General features: G+C 64.4%; 14 protein-coding genes. 12 read left to right on the top strand and 2 right to left on the bottom strand.

The genetic code is table 11. The annotated features are described in order from the left end of the window. The first annotated feature begins 401 nt into the window (after positions 1 to 401). The 10 genes from BBJ41_RS10070 (at position 402) to BBJ41_RS10115 (ending at position 9,882) form a co-directional block, all read left to right on the top strand. Positions 402 to 926 (top strand): ATP synthase subunit I, encoded by a 525-nt coding sequence (locus tag BBJ41_RS10070; protein ID WP_069746379.1) that lies wholly within the window; start codon positions 402 to 404, stop codon positions 924 to 926. Positions 927 to 1,035: 109 nt separating this feature from the next. Continuing rightward, on the top strand, positions 1,036 to 1,887 hold the full coding sequence (gene atpB, locus BBJ41_RS10075; protein ID WP_069746380.1) for a F0F1 ATP synthase subunit A: 852 nt from the start codon (positions 1,036 to 1,038) through the stop codon (positions 1,885 to 1,887). Positions 1,888 to 1,962: 75 nt separating this feature from the next. Continuing rightward, complete coding sequence (gene atpE, locus BBJ41_RS10080) at positions 1,963 to 2,232, top strand: F0F1 ATP synthase subunit C (RefSeq protein ID WP_006482730.1); 270 nt, start codon at positions 1,963 to 1,965, stop codon at positions 2,230 to 2,232. 129 nt (positions 2,233 to 2,361) lie between these two features. After that, entirely contained in the window at positions 2,362 to 2,832 is a 471-nt protein-coding gene (locus BBJ41_RS10085; RefSeq protein ID WP_006751767.1) for a F0F1 ATP synthase subunit B, read from the top strand. A gap of 2 nt (positions 2,833 to 2,834) precedes the next feature. Further along, positions 2,835 to 3,374 carry a F0F1 ATP synthase subunit delta gene (locus tag BBJ41_RS10090; protein ID WP_034188172.1) on the top strand — a complete coding sequence of 180 codons (540 nt, stop codon included), beginning with the start codon at positions 2,835 to 2,837 and terminating at the stop codon, positions 3,372 to 3,374. A 44-nt stretch (positions 3,375 to 3,418) separates the two neighbouring features. Next, complete coding sequence (atpA, locus tag BBJ41_RS10095) at positions 3,419 to 4,960, top strand: F0F1 ATP synthase subunit alpha (RefSeq protein ID WP_060240264.1); 1,542 nt, start codon at positions 3,419 to 3,421, stop codon at positions 4,958 to 4,960. A gap of 69 nt (positions 4,961 to 5,029) precedes the next feature. Further along, positions 5,030 to 5,905, top strand: coding sequence for a F0F1 ATP synthase subunit gamma (gene atpG / locus BBJ41_RS10100; RefSeq protein ID WP_059602072.1), 876 nt, complete (start codon positions 5,030 to 5,032; stop codon positions 5,903 to 5,905). A gap of 66 nt (positions 5,906 to 5,971) precedes the next feature. Beyond that, entirely contained in the window at positions 5,972 to 7,366 is a 1,395-nt protein-coding gene (gene atpD / locus BBJ41_RS10105) for a F0F1 ATP synthase subunit beta (RefSeq protein WP_069746381.1), read from the top strand. Between the two features lie 120 nt (positions 7,367 to 7,486). Continuing rightward, positions 7,487 to 7,912 (top strand): F0F1 ATP synthase subunit epsilon, encoded by a 426-nt coding sequence (locus BBJ41_RS10110; RefSeq protein ID WP_006477288.1) that lies wholly within the window; start codon positions 7,487 to 7,489, stop codon positions 7,910 to 7,912. Between the two features lie 242 nt (positions 7,913 to 8,154). Further along, the gene (locus BBJ41_RS10115) at positions 8,155 to 9,882 is read left to right on the top strand and encodes an AMP-binding protein (RefSeq protein WP_069746382.1); all 1,728 of its coding nucleotides are present in this window, start codon (positions 8,155 to 8,157) and stop codon (positions 9,880 to 9,882) included. A 285-nt stretch (positions 9,883 to 10,167) separates the two neighbouring features. Here the strand turns inward: BBJ41_RS10115 and BBJ41_RS40310 are convergent, their stop codons facing one another. Further along, complete coding sequence (locus BBJ41_RS40310; protein ID WP_156814765.1) at positions 10,168 to 10,389, bottom strand: hypothetical protein; 222 nt, start codon at positions 10,387 to 10,389, stop codon at positions 10,168 to 10,170. A 213-nt stretch (positions 10,390 to 10,602) separates the two neighbouring features. Beyond that, complete coding sequence (locus tag BBJ41_RS10120; protein ID WP_069746383.1) at positions 10,603 to 11,403, bottom strand: transporter substrate-binding domain-containing protein; 801 nt, start codon at positions 11,401 to 11,403, stop codon at positions 10,603 to 10,605. 149 nt (positions 11,404 to 11,552) lie between these two features. Here BBJ41_RS10120 and hemE point away from each other — a divergent pair, with 149 nt between their 5' ends. Both hemE and BBJ41_RS10130 read left to right on the top strand, forming a co-directional pair. Beyond that, positions 11,553 to 12,647 (top strand): uroporphyrinogen decarboxylase, encoded by a 1,095-nt coding sequence (gene hemE, locus BBJ41_RS10125; RefSeq protein WP_279610578.1) that lies wholly within the window; start codon positions 11,553 to 11,555, stop codon positions 12,645 to 12,647. A 448-nt stretch (positions 12,648 to 13,095) separates the two neighbouring features. Next, a complete protein-coding gene (locus tag BBJ41_RS10130; protein WP_069746385.1) occupies positions 13,096 to 15,357 on the top strand; it encodes a primosomal protein N' in 2,262 nt (753 codons plus the stop codon). The last annotated feature ends 394 nt before the right edge of the window (positions 15,358 to 15,751 follow it).

Below are 15,751 nucleotides of genomic sequence, written 5' to 3' on the forward strand. Positions count from 1 at the left end.
TTCGCGGGCCGAGTGCGCTCGAGCGGCCACAGTCTCTTGCTTGTCCCGGCCCTCGCGCGAGGGTGTTCCCGGCCGCGGCTCCACAGCGGATTCCCGGCGGCGATCATGCCGCACCGGCAGTGCCCGGGCCGGGCATCGTTTCCGCGCCATTCCCGCGTCACCGGCTTTTTTCGGGCAAGAAATACCGGTGCAAAAAACCGACCTTACAACTGTCATCGTACGTCGTCGAATCGCGTGTTTTTTCACATGATGAGGCGTCGTTTTACGCAGGTTTTTGTCGCGTCTAAAGCCTTGAATCACTTGCAACTATCGCTTACAATCGCCCGGATTTGTTAGCTAGGCACCCCTGAAAGCTTTCAGAAAGCTTGGGGTCGGGTTCAAGGATTTTGCGGAAGATTGCGATGGCGGGTCAGGCGCCGGACGACAGGCACGATGATCAGCGCACGCAACGCACCGCTTCGGCGGCCGGCGAGCGGCGCGAATCCGACGATGACTGGGATGCCGAGCAACAAGATAACAACATCGTTCCGCTTACACGGGCAGAAGCCGAGAGGCTGTTCGGTCCGAACGTGAGCAAGCCCTCGCGCGTGACCCCCTACAAGGTGGTGTTCGCGCAAGTGGTCCTGTCCCTGGTTGCAACGCTGGCGTGGTGGCTGTTTTCGAAGTCGCCGGGCGCCGCTGCGCAATCCGCGTTTCTGGGCGGAGCGATTGGCTGGGTGCCAAGTGCGTTGTTCGTGGCACGACTGAAGGCAGGTGGTTCGGCCACCGTGATGAGCTGGGTGATGGGCGAAGCCCTGAAGCTCGGCCTGACGATCGGGATGTTCGCAGCAGTGGCGTTCGGCTGGGCCGGCGTGCACTGGGTGCCGTTCCTCGTCACGTACCTCGTCGTGCTGAAGACGTACTGGATCGCGCTGGCCTGGCGGTAAAGAACAAGCAGCGTGCGGTTTCGACAACGAACCGCACCGGCCCGTTCCCGCAATAGCGTGTTGCGGAACTGGCAAAACGATTTTCGACAATTTGGGTGGCATTAACGATATGGCAGCTAGCGAAGGCACGCGCGGTCCGGATCCGTCCGAGTACATTGCGCACCACTTGCAGAATTTCTCCACCTCGCATCAGACGTCGATTTTCGACATCCACGTCTGGAATCTCGACACGCTGTTCTGGTCGATCGTTTGCGGCATCGTGACGTTCGTCCTGCTGCGTCTGGCTGCGCGCAAGGCGACGTCGGGCGTGCCGGGCCGTTTCCAGTGCGCAATCGAGATGCTCGTCGAAATGGTCGAAGACCAGTCGAAGGCCATCGTCCACGGCAATCGTACCTTCATCGCTCCGCTCGCGCTCACGGTGTTCGTGTGGGTCGCGCTGATGAACGCCCTCGACTTCCTCCCGGTCGACCTGCCGGGCCGCGTGATCGGCCTGCTCGGTCTGTCGGACGTGATTTCCCACCATCGCATCGTCCCGACGGCCGACCTGAACGGTACGCTCGGCATCGCGCTCGGCGTGTTCGTCCTGATGATCTACTACAGCATCAAGATCAAGGGCGCGGGCGGCTTTGTGCATGAGCTGCTGTCGGCCCCGTTCGGCGCACACCCGCTGCTGTGGATCCCGAACCTCGCGCTCAACATTGTCGAATATCTCGCGAAGACCGTCTCTCTCGGTATGCGGCTGTTCGGCAACATGTACGCGGGTGAGCTGTTGTTCCTGTTGATCGCCCTGCTCGGCAGCATGTGGAGCTTCGGTGGCGACGCAACGTTCCTCGGCTTCGTTGGTCACGTGATCGCGGGTAGCGTCTGGGCAATCTTCCACATCCTGATTGTTCTGTTGCAGGCATTCATTTTCATGATGCTGACGCTGGTGTATCTCGGCCAGGCGCACGACAAGCACTAAGCGCGGCGTGCAAGAAAGAGTTTCCGTTTTAGTTTTTTAAATCTCAGTTCCAAGTCTTTTCACAAAGGAGTGATCATGCAAGCTTACATCGCCAACATCCAGGGTCTGACCGCCATCGGTATCGGCATCATCATCGGCCTGGGTGCAATCGGCGCCTGTATCGGTATCGCGCTGATGGGTGGCAAGTACATTGAAGCCTGCGCACGTCAGCCGGAACTCATCAACCCGCTGCAAACGAAGATGTTCCTGCTGGCCGGCCTGATCGACGCTGCATTCCTGATCGGTGTTGGTGTCGCAATGCTGTTCGCATTCGCGAACCCGCTCCTGTCGAAGCTCGCAGGCTAAGGTTCCTCGGAAATATGCGTCCGGCGCAAGCCGGCGCAGGGCGGAACGGAGACTTGGGGCGCTGATCGAATGCAACTCGATGAGCGCCTTACCGTTTCATTTTTCCGGAATAGCAGATAAGGAAACACCGTGAATCTCAACGCAACTCTGTTTGCGCAAATGGTCGTGTTCCTGGTCCTCGCGTGGTTCACGATGAAATTCGTGTGGCCGCCGTTGATCAACGCCCTCGACGAACGTTCGAAGAAGATCGCCGACGGCCTCGCCGCCGCGGAAAAGGGCAAGGCGGAACTCGACGCAGCGCACAAGCGCGTGGACCAGGAACTCGCGCAGGCCCGCAACGACGGCCAGCAGCGCATCGCCGACGCTGAAAAGCGTGCCCAGGCGGTCGCCGAGGAAATCAAGGCCAACGCCCAGGCTGAAGCCGCCCGCATCGTCGCTCAGGCGAAGGCGGAAGCAGAACAGCAAATCGTGAAGGCGCGCGAAGCGCTGCGTGGCGAAGTCGCCTCGCTGGCCGTGAAGGGCGCCGAGCAGATCCTGAAGCGCGAAGTCGATCAAACGGCCCACGCCCAACTGCTGAATCAACTGAAAGCCGAGCTCTGATCATGGCCGAACTTGCAACCATCGCCCGCCCTTACGCAGAAGCGCTGTTCCGCGTGGCCGAGGGCGGTGACATCGCCGCCTGGTCCACGCTCGTGCAAGAGCTGGCCCAGGTTGCGCGTCTGCCGGAAGTACTGTCGGTCGCGTCGAGCCCGAAGGTGACGCGCACGCAAGTAGCCGAGTTGCTGCTTGCTGCGGTGAAGTCGCCGCTCGCGGCCGGCGCCGAAGCGAAGAACTTCGTGCAGATGCTGGTCGACAATCATCGCATCGCGCTGCTGCCGGAAATTGCCGAGCAGTTCGAGGCGCTCAAGAACGAACGTGAAGGTGCCGCCGACGCCGAGATCGTAAGCGCGTTCCCGCTGAACGGCGCGGATCTCGACAGTCTCGTCTCGGGCCTCGAACGCAAGTTCAAGCGCAAGCTGAAACCGACGGTCGAAGTCGATTCGTCGTTGATCGGCGGCGTGCGCGTGACGGTCGGCGACGAAGTGCTCGACACCTCGGTTCGCGCGCGTCTCGCATCGATGCAGGCTGCCTTGACCGCCTGAGCGCCACGCCGGCACGCAACAGAATTGACTATCAGGAGCGAATAATGCAACTCAATCCCTCTGAGATCAGCGAGCTGATCAAGAGCCGGATCCAGGGCCTTGAAGCGAGCGCAGACGTTCGCAACCAGGGCACCGTGATCTCCGTGACCGACGGTATCGTGCGTATCCACGGCCTGTCGGACGTGATGCAGGGCGAAATGCTCGAGTTTCCGGGCAACACGTTCGGCCTCGCGCTGAACCTCGAGCGCGACTCGGTCGGCGCGGTGATTCTCGGCGAATACGAACACATCTCGGAAGGCGACATCGTCAAGACGACGGGCCGCATTCTGGAAGTCCCGGTTGGTCCGGAACTCGTCGGCCGCGTGGTCGATGCGCTCGGCAACCCGATCGACGGCAAGGGCCCGGTCAACGCAAAGCTGACCGACGCGATCGAAAAGATCGCTCCGGGCGTGATCTGGCGTAAGTCGGTGTCGCAGCCGGTGCAGACGGGCATCAAGTCGATCGACGCAATGGTGCCGATCGGCCGTGGCCAGCGTGAGCTGATCATCGGCGACCGTCAGTGCGGCAAGACCGCAGTGGCGCTCGACGCGATCATCAACCAGAAGGGCAAGGACCTGATCTGTATCTACGTCGCGATCGGCCAGAAGGCTTCGTCGATCATGAACGTGGTTCGCAAGCTCGAAGAAACGGGCGCGATGGAATACACGATCGTCGTCGCCGCTTCGGCTTCGGATTCGGCTGCGATGCAGTACCTCGCACCGTACGCCGGCTGCACGATGGGCGAATACTTCCGTGACCGCGGCCAAGACGCGCTGATCATCTATGACGACTTGACCAAGCAAGCATGGGCATACCGTCAGATCTCGCTGCTGCTGCGCCGCCCGCCGGGCCGTGAAGCGTACCCGGGCGACGTGTTCTATCTGCACTCGCGTCTGCTGGAGCGTGCGGCTCGCGTGTCGGAAGAGTACGTCGAGAAGTTCACGAACGGCGAAGTGAAGGGCAAGAGCGGTTCGCTGACGGCACTGCCGGTCATCGAAACGCAGGCTGGCGACGTGACCGCGTTCGTTCCGACGAACGTGATCTCGATTACCGACGGCCAGATCTTCCTGGAAACCGACCTGTTCAACGCAGGCATCCGCCCGGCAATCAACGCCGGCGTGTCGGTGTCGCGAGTCGGTGGCGCCGCTCAGACGAAGGTCGTGAAGAAGCTGTCGGGCGGTATCCGTACCGACCTCGCGCAGTACCGTGAACTCGCCGCATTCGCGCAGTTCGCATCCGACCTCGACGAAGCGACCCGCAAGCAGCTCGAGCGCGGCCGCCGCGTGACGGAACTGCTGAAGCAGCCGCAGTACCAGCCGCTGCAGGTGTGGGAACTGGCCGTGTCGCTGTACGCCGCGAACAACGGCTACCTCGACGACCTCGACGTCAAGCAAGTGCTGTCGTTCGAGAAGGGCCTGCGCGAAAACCTGAAGACCAGCCACGCTGACCTCATCAAGCGCATCGAAGACACCAAGGATCTCTCGAAGGACGACGAAGGCGCGCTGCGCGCGGCGATCGAATCCTTCAAGAAGTCCGGTGCCTATTGATCCGCGAGTGACACACTGAGGCCGCGCGGGTGCTGATGCGCCCGCGCCGCTTCGGTCAAGGAGCAAGCTATGGCTGGAATGAAGGAAATTCGCGGCAAGATCAAGAGCGTGCAGAACACGCGCAAGATCACGAAGGCGATGGAGATGGTGGCCGCATCGAAGATGCGCCGCGCGCAGGAACGCATGCGCGCCGCTCGTCCTTATGCGGACAAGGTCCGTGCCATCGCCGCGCACATGAGCCGCGCGAACCCGGAGTACCGCCACCCGTTCATGGTGGCAAACGACGGCGCGAACACGGCCGGCATCATCCTCGTCACGACGGACAAGGGTCTGTGCGGCGGTTTGAACACCAACGTGCTGCGTGCGACGGTGCAGAAGTTCAAGGAGCTGGAAGAGAAGGGCCAGAAGGTCGAAGCCACCGCGATCGGTAGCAAGGGCCTCGGGTTCCTGAACCGCTTCGGCGCGAAGGTGATGTCGCAGGTCGTGCACCTCGGCGATACCCCGCATCTGGACAAGCTGATCGGCGCTGTGAAGACGCAGCTCGACCTGTACTCGGAAGGCAAGCTGTCGGCGGTTTATATCGCTTACACGCGCTTCGTCAACACGATGAAGCAGGAAGCCGTGATCGAGCAGTTGCTGCCGCTGTCGTCGGAGCACTTCGAAGCCGATGACGGTACGCCGGCCACGTCGTGGGATTACATCTACGAGCCGGACGCGCAGGCAGTCGTCGACGAACTGCTCGTGCGTTACGTCGAGGCGCTGGTGTACCAGGCCGTCGCGGAGAACATGGCGTCCGAGCAATCGGCGCGGATGGTCGCGATGAAGGCCGCGTCCGACAACGCGAAGACGGTGATCAGCGAACTGCAGCTCGTGTACAACAAGAGCCGTCAGGCCGCGATTACGAAAGAACTGTCGGAGATCGTCGGCGGCGCAGCCGCTGTTTAAGCGCGCGCCCGGGACGACAACTGCGCCTTTGCGCGAGTAAAGAATCAGGTATTTAAAGGAAAAGCGATGAGTACTGCTGCTTTGGTAGAAGGCAAGATCGTACAGTGCATCGGCGCCGTTATCGACGTGGAATTCCCGCGCGACAGCATGCCGAAGATCTACGACGCGCTTATTCTCGATGGCTCGGAACTGACGCTCGAAGTCCAGCAACAGCTGGGCGACGGCGTGGTCCGTACCATTTGTCTGGGTGCATCCGACGGCCTGCGCCGCGGCCTGACCGTGAAGAACACGGCAAAGCCGATCTCGGTGCCGGTCGGCAAGCCGACCCTCGGCCGTATCATGGACGTGCTCGGCCGTCCGATCGACGAAGCCGGCCCGATCGAAAGCGCAACGACGCGTTCGATCCACCAGAAGGCACCGGCGTTCGACGAACTGTCGCCGTCGACCGAACTGCTCGAAACGGGTATCAAGGTCATCGACCTGATCTGCCCGTTCGCAAAGGGCGGCAAGGTTGGCCTGTTCGGCGGTGCTGGCGTGGGCAAGACCGTCAACATGATGGAGCTCATCAACAACATCGCGAAGGAACACGGCGGTTACTCCGTGTTCGCGGGCGTGGGCGAGCGTACCCGTGAAGGGAACGACTTCTACCACGAAATGAAGGACTCGAACGTTCTCGACAAGGTCGCGCTGGTGTACGGCCAGATGAACGAGCCGCCGGGCAACCGTCTGCGCGTTGCGCTGACCGGCCTGACGATGGCCGAGCACTTCCGTGACGAAGGCCTCGACGTGCTGTTCTTCGTCGACAACATCTACCGTTTCACGCTGGCCGGTACCGAAGTGTCGGCACTGCTCGGCCGTATGCCGTCGGCAGTGGGCTATCAGCCGACGCTGGCTGAAGAAATGGGCAAGCTGCAAGAGCGCATCACGTCGACCAAGAAGGGCTCGATTACGTCGGTCCAGGCCGTGTACGTCCCTGCGGATGACTTGACCGACCCGTCGCCGGCTACGACCTTCGGCCACCTGGACGCAACCGTCGTTCTGTCGCGTGACATCGCTTCGCTGGGTATCTACCCGGCGGTCGACCCGCTCGACTCGACGTCGCGCCAGATCGACCCGAACGTGATCGGTGAAGAGCACTACTCGATCACCCGTCGCGTTCAGCAGACGCTGCAGCGCTACAAGGAACTGCGCGACATCATCGCGATTCTGGGCATGGACGAACTGTCGCCGGAAGACAAGCTGTCGGTCGCGCGCGCACGTAAGATCCAGCGTTTCCTGTCGCAGCCGTTCCACGTTGCTGAAGTGTTCACGGGCTCGCCGGGCAAGTACGTGCCGCTGAAGGAAACGATCCGCGGCTTCAAGATGATCGTCGACGGCGAGTGCGACCACCTGCCGGAACAGGCGTTCTACATGGTCGGCACGATCGACGAAGCCTTCGAAAAGGCCAAGAAGATCCAGTAAGGGCTTGAGTGAGTAGCACGCCGGCGTGGCCCGGCCGGGATCGGCAGTTCGACTGTCCATCCCGGCCGGCCATGCCGATCGCAACACGCTCAACCCGCCGTGCATGAGATTGGAGTCGATATGGCAACCATCAAAGTAGACGTCGTCAGCGCGGAAGAGCAGATCTTCTCGGGCGAGGCGAAATTCGTCGCGCTGCCGGGCGAAACGGGTGAGCTGGGTATTCTGCCGGGCCACACGCCGCTGATCACGCGGATTCGTCCGGGTGCGGTACGCATCGAAGTCGAGGGCGGCAACGACGAATTCGTGTTCGTCGCAGGCGGCATTCTCGAAGTGCAGCCGGGCGCCGTGACGGTGCTCGCCGATACCGCGATCCGCGGCAAGGACCTCGACGCGGCGAAAGCCGAGGAAGCGCGCAAGCGCGCCGAGGAAACGCTGCAGAACGCGAAGTCGGATCTCGACCTCGCGAAAGCGCAATCCGAGCTCGCGACCGCGATGGCGCAGCTCGAGGCGATCCAGCGTCTGGCGAAGATCCGCAGCCGGCATTAAGTCGCGCCGCGTATCCCGCGAAAGAAAGCAGCCTTCGGGCTGCTTTTTTTTCGCCTGCGCGCTGCGCTCTGGGGCTTCTCGTCCGGTCGTGCTATTTCATCCGTGCGCCGCGAATTGATGTCAGAGTGTCGTCAGCGGAGCGCGTCATCATCCGCGGTGAGGCTGTCCGTCGCGCGTGCGGCGACGGAGGCGGGCGCCGCGATCGCGCGCGAACCGATCAGACAAAAAGGACGGAGACACACATGGCAGCAGACCTTGGCGTGGGGGCGCTGATCGCGCCCGAAAACGGATTGTCTTACGTGCGCGGCGCGACCGACGTACCGCTATCCGAAGCGACGATCGGCCGCTTCCTGCTCGACACGGCCGGCCGCTTTCCCGATCGCCCGGCCGTCGTGTTCCGCGAGCAGCAGGTGCGCTGGACCTGGCGCGAGTTCGCGAACGAGGTCGACGTGCTGGCGGCCGGCCTGGCCGCGCTCGGGATCGTGAAGGGCGACTGCGTCGGCATCTGGTCGCCGAACCGCAGCGAATGGCTGCTCACGCAGTTCGCGACCGCGCGTATCGGCGCGGTGCTCGTCAACATCAATCCGGCCTACCGGCTGTCGGAGCTCGAATACGCGCTGAACAAGGTCGGCTGCAAGGCCGTGATCGCGGCCGAGCGCTTCAAGACGTCCGCGTACGTCGAGATGCTGCAGACCATCGCGCCGGAGCTCGCGACCGCGACGCCGGGCGACCTGCATGCGGCACGCGTGCCGAGCCTGCGCACGGTCGTGTCGATGGGCGACGTCGCGCCGGCCGGCATGTTCCGCTTCGCGGACGTGATGGCGCGCGGCCGCCGGGCCGTCGATCCCGCGCTGCTCGATGCGATCGGCGCGACGCTCGCGTCGACCGACGCGATCAACATCCAGTTCACCAGCGGCACGACCGGCAGCCCGAAGGGCGCGACGCTCACGCACCGCAACGTCGTCAACAACGCGCGTTCGATCGCGATGGCGATGCGCTTCACCGAGCAGGATTCGCTGTGCATTCCGGTGCCGCTTTATCACTGCTTCGGGATGGTGCTGGCGGTGCTCGCGTGCGTGTCGAAGGGCGCGGCGATGGTGTTCCCCGGTGAAGCGTTCGACCCCGTCGCGACGCTCGCGGCCGTGGCGGAAGAGCGTTGCACCGCGCTGCATGGCGTGCCGACGATGTTCATCGCGGAGCTCGATCACCCGCAGTTCGCGAGCTTCGACCTGTCGACGCTGCGCACCGGGATCATGGCGGGCTCGCCGTGCCCGATCGAGACGATGAAGCGCGTCGTGTCGCAGATGCACCTGTCTGAGATCACGATCGCGTACGGGATGACGGAGACGAGCCCCGTGTCGTTCCAGAGCTCGACCGACGATCCGCTCGAGAAGCGCACGACGACGGTCGGCCGCATCCAGCCGCATCTTGAAGTGAAGATCGTCGATCCGAGCGGCGGCATCGTGCCGGTCGGCGCGACGGGCGAGCTGTGCACGAAGGGCTATTCGGTGATGCTCGGCTACTGGGACGACGACGCGAAGACACGCGAGGTGCTGGTCGACGGCTGGATGCATACGGGCGACCTCGCGACGCTCGACGCGGATGGCTACTGCAACATCGTCGGGCGCCTGAAGGACATGGTGATTCGCGGCGGCGAGAACGTCTATCCACGCGAGATCGAGGAATTCCTGTTTCGGCATCCGAAGATCCAGAGCGCGCAGGTATTCGGCGTGCCCGATGCGAAATACGGCGAGGAGCTGTGCGCGTGGATCGTGCTGCGAGCCGACGAGCAGATGACCGAGGACGACGTGCGCGCGTTCTGCAACGGGCAGATCGCGCACTACAAGATTCCGCGCTATATCCGCTTCGTCGACGAGTTGCCGATGACGGTGACGGGCAAGGTGCAGAAGTTCGTGATGCGCGACCGGATGATCGAGGAACTGAAGCTCGACGTGCAGAAGACCGCATGACGCGGCCGGGCGGCGGGACAAACGTGGCGGCCTGCGGGCCGTTGCGTTTTCGATGGACGAAAAAAAGCGGGCTTATTAGCCCGCTAAAAACCACACGCTACGGGGTTAGCGCGAGGAGACCAAAGATGAAACCGTGCCCGGCGGGGGCCGGGAACGACTCCAACAGGGATGCCCCTCGGAAGGGCTTCGGTACGTGACCGACTGGCTCGCAGCGCTTCGCGTCCGCTCACACTTGGCACACGAGACCGCATCCGTGTTGAAACCGTTGAGGCCATTGTGGGCGAATTAATGACCCGTCGCGGTAACAAAGTGTTTCAGGTTGTAACGCCCGCCAGATAAGGCTTCCCGGGATTTTTTGCTGTTTTCGGGATCCTGAAAAAGGTCATTTTTACTCATATTTTCCGCAGCGTTTTCATCGTATGCGTGCGATGCGTTTTTCATGCGTATCCGGCTCGATGAACTGCCGATTTGCACGCGATAAAGTGCGCCGCGCGGCAGATACCACATATGACGATTCATTCGTCAGAAAGATTTTGAAACGTGATCGGAATGTGTGGAAGTCGGCCATTCGGCCAATCCGGATGATTTCGGCCGGTTCGGACGTGCCGGCACGCGGCGCCGATGTGTAACGGTGGTCTGTCGGCCGCCGACGCGCCGCGACTTTCGCGGGCGGCGGCCACGGGGTCGGTGCCCGTTATCGGCCGCCGCGCGCGTACCCGCTTACTTCAGCCACTTGTCCGAAATCGCCTGGTATTCGCCGGTCGACAGCGCGAGATGCAGCCACTGGTCGACGTACTGCTGGAACACGGCATCGCCGCGCGGCACCATGTACGCCTTCTCGCCGAACTGGAACGGCTTGTCCGGATGCACCGAGCACAGGCCCGGATTCAGCTTTTGCTGCAGCAGCGTCTCGGATGCATCCGTCACCATCACGTCCGCCTTGCCCGCGAGGATCTGCTTGAAGATCGTCACGTTGTCCGGGTAGACGGTCAGGTTCGCGTGCGTGAAATACTGCTTCGCGAAACGCTCGTTGGTGCCGCCCGGGTTCACGATCACGCGCGTGTCGGGCTGGTCGATCTGCGCGACGGTCTGGTATTTGTCGGCGTCCGCGCAGCGCGCGATCGGCGTCTTGCCGTCGACGACGTACGGCTGCGTGAAGAACACGCGCTTCTGGCGCTCGAGCGTCGTCGAGACGCCGCCCACCGCGATGTCGCATTTCGCGACGAAATCGGCGGTCAGGTTCGACCAGCTCGTCTTCACGTAGTCGGTTTTCACGCCGAGCGACTTCGCGAGCGATTCGGCCATGTCGATGTCGATGCCCTCGAAACGGCCGTCGGCGCGGTAGTACGAATACGGTTTGTAGTCGCCCGTCGTGCAGACGCGCAGCGTGCCGCGCGCGAGCACGTCGTCGAGCCGCGAGCCGGCGCCCGGTGCGGCTGCAGCGGGGCCCGCGCCGGTTTGCGCGTGCGCGGCGGCGCAGCAGAGCAGCGCGGTTGCGGCGAGCGTGGCGAATGTTTTCATCGGTCTCCTCCTTCGTCTGGTTCGATATGAGCGTCCGATCATAACGGAGCCATTGCGCGCGTCATATGGCCGCCATCGCGTCGGCATGCGCAGCCTGAAGGCGGCAGTCCGGTAAAATGCCGCTTTGCCTTCGCATCGTCGCTCCTACCGTGGCCCATAACCTGCTCAACGACACCTTCCTGCGTGCGCTTCTGCGCGAGCCGACCGACTACACGCCGATCTGGCTGATGCGCCAGGCCGGCCGCTACCTGCCCGAATACAACGCGACGCGCGCGCGTGCCGGCAGCTTCCTCGGCCTCGCGAAGAATCCCGACTACGCGACCGAAGTGACGCTGCAGCCGCTCGAGCGCTTTCCGCTCGACGCCGCGATCCTGTTCTCGGACATCCTGACGATTCCCGACGCGATGGGCCTCGGCCTCGATTTCCAGGTCGGCGAAGGGCCGAAGTTCGCGCATCCGGTGCGTACCGAGGCCGACGTCGCGAAGCTCGCGGTGCCGGACATCGAGGAAACGCTCGGATACGTGACGGGCGCCGTGCGCGAGATACGCCGCGCGCTCACCGACGGCCAGGGCCGCCAGCGCGTGCCGCTGATCGGCTTCTCGGGCAGCCCTTGGACGCTCGCGTGCTACATGGTCGAAGGCGGCGGGTCGGACGATTTCCGCACGGTGAAGTCGATGGCGTATTCGCGCCCCGACCTGATGCACCGGATCCTCGACGTGAACGCGCAGGCGGTGGCCGCATACCTGAACGCGCAGATCGAAGCGGGCGCGCAGGCCGTGATGATCTTCGATACGTGGGGCGGCGCGCTGGCGGACGGCGCATACCAGCGCTTCTCGCTGGACTACATCCGTCGCGTGGTCGCGCAGCTCAAGCGCGAGCACGACGGCGAACGCGTGCCGGTGATCACGTTCACGAAGGGCGGCGGGCTGTGGCTCGAGGAGATCGCGGCCATCGGCGTCGACGCGGTCGGGCTCGACTGGATGGTCAACCTCGGCGCCGCGCGCGAGCGCGTCGCGGGGCGCGTCGCGCTGCAGGGCAACCTCGACCCGACGATCCTGTTTGCGCCGCCGGCCGCGGTGCGCGAGCAGGCGCGCGCGGTGCTCGACAGCTACGGCAACCATCCGGGCCATGTTTTCAACCTCGGGCACGGCATTTCGCAATTCACGTCGCCCGATCACGTCGCCGAACTCGTCGACGAAGTGCATACCCACAGCCGCGCGATCCGTAGCGGAGCGGCGGGCTGAACGCAAGCGCTGTCATGCTGCACTGCGGGGTGACAGTGTTTCGCTGTCGGCGCTAAACAGGGCGCAACCCCGCCCCGGTTGCCGATTCGTTGCTTGTCAAGACTTGACTTATACACATTTTCCACGTTGCAGCGCGGTAGAGCCCCGTATCGGTCAATTTGTCTCGCTATGGTTCGGTAATTTGAATAGCAGCCTTATGGAATAAGGCTTCGCGGGGCACTGCAGCAAGTGGCGAAAAATGGCGGGAAGCACGGCCCTGCACGCGTTGCGGCCGTTGAGCGACGAGTTCTCAACAAAGTTATCCACAGGCTGGGCAGGGTATACGGCGATTCCTAATGCGAATCCAAAACTTAGCGCCGAATCTGAAGTTTTATATTAAGTCCGCCGCCGCGATGCGGGCGCGGATGCAAGCCGTCCACGCGGTGCGTACTGCCGCTGGAGCGTCGTGATGGACGGCACCTACCTGCGCGTCGCACTCGACCATCCGCTCGCGACCCTGTTCGACTACCGCTGCGACGCGCAGCCGGCGCCCGTGCCCGGCACGCTCGTGCAGGTGCCGTTCGGCAAGCGGCAGGCCGTCGGGCTGGTTTGCGAAGTGACGACTCACACCGACGTGCCGCCGTCCCGGCTGCGCGCGGTCGATGCGATCTGCACCGACCTGCCGCCGCTGTCGGCGGACTGGCTTGCGCTCGTGTCGTTCGCTGCCGATTACTACCAGCGCGGGCGCGGCGAGGTCGCGCTGCCGGCGCTGCCGCAGGCGCTGCGCGATGCCGGACGCTGGGGGCGGCTGCTGGCGCCCGAGGTGCGTTACCGGCCGACGGAAGCCGGCCGCGCGGCGCTGCCGGACGCGTTGCCGGCGCGCGGCGCCGCGCTGCGCCGGCTCGCGCAGGCGCTCGTCGATGCCGAATCGCTCGCGCTACCCGACGCGCGTGCGCTGCATCCGAAGGCGGCCGCGACGCTCGACGACTGGGCGGCGCGCGGCTGGGTCGACGTCGAGGAGATCGGCTGGGCCGATACGCCTGTGCCCAAAGCTGTGGATAACCTGTCGACAACCGGTGGACGAGCTGTGCCGCCGGCGCTCACCGACCAGCAGGCCGAGGCGCTCGACGCGATCCGCGCCGCGCAGGGCTTCGCGCCGTTCCTGCTGCATGGCGTGACGGGCAGCGGCAAGACCGAGGTCTATCTGCATGCGCTCGCGTCGCTGCTCGACGCGCGGCCGGACGCGCAGGCGCTCGTGCTCGTTCCCGAAATCAACCTGACGCCGCAGTTCGAGGCCGCGTTCCGCGCGCGCTTCGCGGGTGCGCTCGCCGACGACGCGATCGTCACGCTGCACAGCGGGCTCGCCGAGGGCGAGCGTGCGCGCAACTGGCTCGCCGCGCACACGGGCCGCGCGCGGATCGTGCTCGGCACGCGCCTCGCGGTGCTCGCGTCGATGCCGACGCTCGCGCTGGTCGTCGTCGACGAGGAGCACGAGCCCGCGTACAAGCAGCAGGAAGGGTTGCGCTATTCGGCACGCGACCTTGCCGTGTGGCGTGCGAAACAGCTCGGCATCACGGTCGTGCTCGGCTCGGCGACACCGTCGCTCGAAAGCTGGTGGCAGGCCGAGCAGGGCCGCTACACACGGCTGACGCTGTCGCGCCGTGCGGTGGCCGACGCGACGCTGCCGACCGTGCGGCTGATCGATCTGGAAGAAGAGCGGCGGCGCGGGCGTGCGTCGATGGAAGGGCTGTCGGGGCCGCTCGTCGCGGCGCTGAAGGCGCGGCTCGAGCGCGGCGAACAGAGCCTCGTATTCCTGAACCGGCGCGGTTACGCGCCGCAGCTCGCGTGCGACGCATGCGGCTGGGTCGCCGGCTGCCCGCGTTGCAGCGCGTACGTCGTGCTGCACAAGCCCGAGCATGCGCTGCGCTGCCATCACTGCGGCTGGGAAGCGCGCATTCCGCGGTCGTGCCCCGAATGCGGGAACGTCGACATCGCGCCGCTCGGGCGCGGCACGCAACGTATCGAGGAAGCACTCGCCGAGGCCGTGCCGGGTGCGCGCGTGCTGCGGATCGACGCGGACAGCACACGCCGCAAGGGCAGCGCGCAGGCGCTCTTTTCCGACGTGCACGCGGGCGAGGTCGATATCCTCGTCGGCACGCAGATGATCGCGAAGGGGCACGATTTCCAGCGCGTGTCGCTGGTCGGCGTGCTCAATGCCGATACCGCGCTGTTCTCGCACGACTTCCGCGCGAGCGAGCGGCTGTTCGCGCAGCTGATGCAGGTGAGCGGCCGCGCGGGGCGCGCCGGGCTGCCGGGCGAGGTGCTCGTGCAGACGCGTTATCCGCGTCACGCGCTGTATCACGCGCTCGGGCGGCAGGATTACGTCGGCTTCGCGAATTCGACGCTCGGCGAGCGCCGCGACGCGCACCTGCCGCCGTTCGTCTACCAGGCGCTGCTGCGCGCCGAAGGGCGCACGCTCGACGCGGCGCTCGCGTTCCTGCTGCAGGCGGCGGCCGCGTTGCCGGGGCTGCCGGGCGCCGATCGCGTGACCGTGTACGACGCGGTGCCGATGACGATCGTCAAGGTCGCGAACGTGCACCGCGCGCAGCTGCTGCTCGAAAGCGCGTCGCGGGCGGCGCTGCAGCATGCGCTGCGCGCATGGCAGCCGGAGCTGCGTGCGCTGAAGGGCGTGCTGCGCTGGAGCGTCGAGGTCGATCCGCTGGATATCTGAGCGGCGCCCGCACGGCCGTTGCGCGGTGCGCTGCCGTGTTGACGCTCGGACCGCCGGGTGCCGGATGCCGCCGAGCTGTCTCTCGCCGCGCGCCTGCGCCCGCACTCGGCTGCACCTGCTCCGCATCGGCATCGGCACCCGCACCCGCACCCGCACCCGCACCCGCACCCGCATCTGTCGCCACACCCAGTGCAACCCGTTTTCGTCCGCCTGCGCCTGCGCCAAAGGTTGCACGCGCATGTCGAACCGGCCCGATCAGGGAAAACACCGATCCATCGACCACGGGCAACCCCTAGGTTGCAACCTTATAAGTGGTTGATTATATTGAGTAACCTGATGGTGCAACCCATCTCTCAATTTGGTTGCACCTTTTTATTGCGTGCCGTAGGATTTC

Origin of the sequence: Burkholderia stabilis (assembly GCF_001742165.1) — a bacterium.
In the GTDB taxonomy this organism is placed as follows: domain Bacteria; phylum Pseudomonadota; class Gammaproteobacteria; order Burkholderiales; family Burkholderiaceae; genus Burkholderia; species Burkholderia stabilis.

Coding starts and splice junctions, on each gene's coding strand:
- BBJ41_RS10090 (WP_034188172.1), top strand. CDS start 2,835: ATGGCCGAACTTGCAACCATCGCCCGCCCTTACGCAGAAGCGCTGTTC.
- BBJ41_RS40310 (WP_156814765.1), bottom strand. CDS start 10,389: ATGTGGTATCTGCCGCGCGGCGCACTTTATCGCGTGCAAATCGGCAGT.
- atpE (WP_006482730.1), top strand. CDS start 1,963: ATGCAAGCTTACATCGCCAACATCCAGGGTCTGACCGCCATCGGTATC.
- BBJ41_RS10110 (WP_006477288.1), top strand. CDS start 7,487: ATGGCAACCATCAAAGTAGACGTCGTCAGCGCGGAAGAGCAGATCTTC.
- atpB (WP_069746380.1), top strand. CDS start 1,036: ATGGCAGCTAGCGAAGGCACGCGCGGTCCGGATCCGTCCGAGTACATT.
- atpG (WP_059602072.1), top strand. CDS start 5,030: ATGGCTGGAATGAAGGAAATTCGCGGCAAGATCAAGAGCGTGCAGAAC.
- BBJ41_RS10115 (WP_069746382.1), top strand. CDS start 8,155: ATGGCAGCAGACCTTGGCGTGGGGGCGCTGATCGCGCCCGAAAACGGA.
- BBJ41_RS10120 (WP_069746383.1), bottom strand. CDS start 11,403: ATGAAAACATTCGCCACGCTCGCCGCAACCGCGCTGCTCTGCTGCGCC.
- atpA (WP_060240264.1), top strand. CDS start 3,419: ATGCAACTCAATCCCTCTGAGATCAGCGAGCTGATCAAGAGCCGGATC.
- atpD (WP_069746381.1), top strand. CDS start 5,972: ATGAGTACTGCTGCTTTGGTAGAAGGCAAGATCGTACAGTGCATCGGC.
- BBJ41_RS10070 (WP_069746379.1), top strand. CDS start 402: ATGGCGGGTCAGGCGCCGGACGACAGGCACGATGATCAGCGCACGCAA.
- BBJ41_RS10130 (WP_069746385.1), top strand. CDS start 13,096: ATGGACGGCACCTACCTGCGCGTCGCACTCGACCATCCGCTCGCGACC.